Annotated in this window: 2 protein-coding genes; one reads left to right on the top strand and one right to left on the bottom strand. The window is 67.1% G+C overall.

The genetic code is table 11. The annotated features are described in order from the left end of the window. Window positions 1–12: 12 nt before the first annotated feature. Window positions 13–1,179, bottom strand: coding sequence for an ABC transporter substrate-binding protein (locus H928_RS0122900; protein ID WP_021028591.1), 1,167 nt, complete (start codon window positions 1,177–1,179; stop codon window positions 13–15). Window positions 1,180–1,429: 250 nt separating this feature from the next. Here H928_RS0122900 and H928_RS33795 point away from each other — a divergent pair. Beyond that, a partial coding sequence (locus tag H928_RS33795; RefSeq protein ID WP_239645059.1) for a response regulator transcription factor occupies window positions 1,430–1,803 on the top strand: 374 nt, incomplete at its 3' end.

Raw genomic sequence — 1,803 nt, 5'->3', positions numbered from 1 at the left:
GCATGGCCACGCTCATGGCTTGGCCTTCAGCGGGGCGATATCCCCCCAGTACGCGCCTTGCATCGGCAGCGCCGGCAAGAAGCGCTGGTTGATCTCGGCCATCGTCGCCTGCGGGTCCACATCGGCAAAGCGCTCGGGGTAGAACCACTTGGCCATGGCCTCGATCGCCAGGATATTGGTGGGCGCATCGTAGAAGTTGTGCCACAGGCCATGGGCGTGGCCCGCGCGCACGGCGCTCAGCATCTCAAAGCCGGGGCGCTGGGTCAGCTCGCGCAGGCTGCTGCCCAGTTCCGCGGCACTCACCCCTTCGCCGGCCCGCACCATCGGGCGGCTGCCCTGGGGCCGGCTGCCAGTGGCGATGTAGACGGCCGGGTCCTGCGCGATCAGCGCCTCCTGGTTCAGATCGCCAATCGCGCCGGGGATCTTGCCTGCCGCAATGTTGATGCCGCCAGCGGCGTCAATGAACTCGCCCACATTGCCCTTGCCGGCCGTGTGGCAGCAGCCATCCCAGACACCGGCCAGCAGCTCGGCAAACACCAGCGGGCGCTGCTGCGCCGGGATGTCCTTGACGCGGGATTGCACGCGCTGCAAATGCGTCTCGTAGAAATCGGCATAGGCATTGGCCTGCGCCTCGCGCTGCACCGCCCGGCCCAGAATGCGGATGCTCTTGGCGGTATTGCGCACCGGCTGGGCGCGGAAGTCGATGAACACCACCGGCACGCCGGCTTTCTCCAGCGCCTGCACCAGGCTGCTTTGGCGGCCCGGGCCATGGCCACCCAGGCCAAAAATGGCGATATCGGGCTGGGTCGAGACCGATTTTTCGTAGCTGACGCTGTCCTCCGACGTGCGCCCGATCAGCGGAATCTGCGTGATCTGCGCAAAACGCTGCTGGTAGGCCGCCCAGCCATTGGGGTCGGCAAAGGCCAGCTCGCCTTGCCAGCCCACAATGCGCTTCAAGGGCTCAGCGCCCTCCATCAGCGCCAGCGCATACAGAAAGCGGCCCTCGCCCAGCAGAATATGGTCCACCTTGGCGGGGATCTGCACGGTGCGGCCAACGATATCCACCACCGTCGTGCCCTGCACGGCTGCGGCCTCTGCTGCAGGCTGCGCTGGGGCAGCCAGCGCCAGGCTGGTGGCCAGGCCCAAGCCCAGCGCCAATCCCAGCGCGCGCAGGCGCATGCCCGCTTGCGCAGCAGTACAAAAACGGGGCGGAATCCGGGCAGCGGATGCACCTGCACCTGGCAGTGCCGGGGAGAGCTTCAATGCGGTCATGGTCACAACAAACTAGAATGAAAATCGTTCTTATTGATCAGTGAGCCGCCACTCTAATCAGCGCGGCAGCTGCCCAGCTGCCACCGCCCGCCTGATTTGCAATGCCATGTTGTCGCCCCGCCCTCCAACACAATCCATTACTTATCCGGAGAAAACCGTGACGCCCCCGCCCCCCGCCAGCCTGCCCGGCAAGGCCCGCATCCTGGTGGTCGATGACGACCCCGAGATCCGCGAGCTGCTCTGCGACTACCTGCGCGCCCAGGGCATGCAGGCGGCTGCCGTGGCCGATGGCCAGGGCATGTGGGACTGGCTGGCCCGCCACAGCGCTGACCTGGTGGTGCTGGACCTGATGCTGCCCGGCGTCGATGGCCTGGCGCTGTGCCGCAGCCTGCGCGAGCGCACCCCCATCGCCGTGGTGATGCTGACGGCGCGTGGCGCGCTGATGGACCGCATCCTGGGGCTGGAGATGGGCGCCGACGACTACCTGCCCAAGCCCTTTGACCCGCGCGAGTTGCTGGCCCGCATCACTGG

Origin of the sequence: Comamonas sp. B-9, assembly GCF_000410635.1 — a bacterium.
In the GTDB taxonomy this organism is placed as follows: domain Bacteria; phylum Pseudomonadota; class Gammaproteobacteria; order Burkholderiales; family Burkholderiaceae_C; genus Comamonas.
This window is presented reverse-complemented; position numbering and strand designations above follow the sequence as displayed.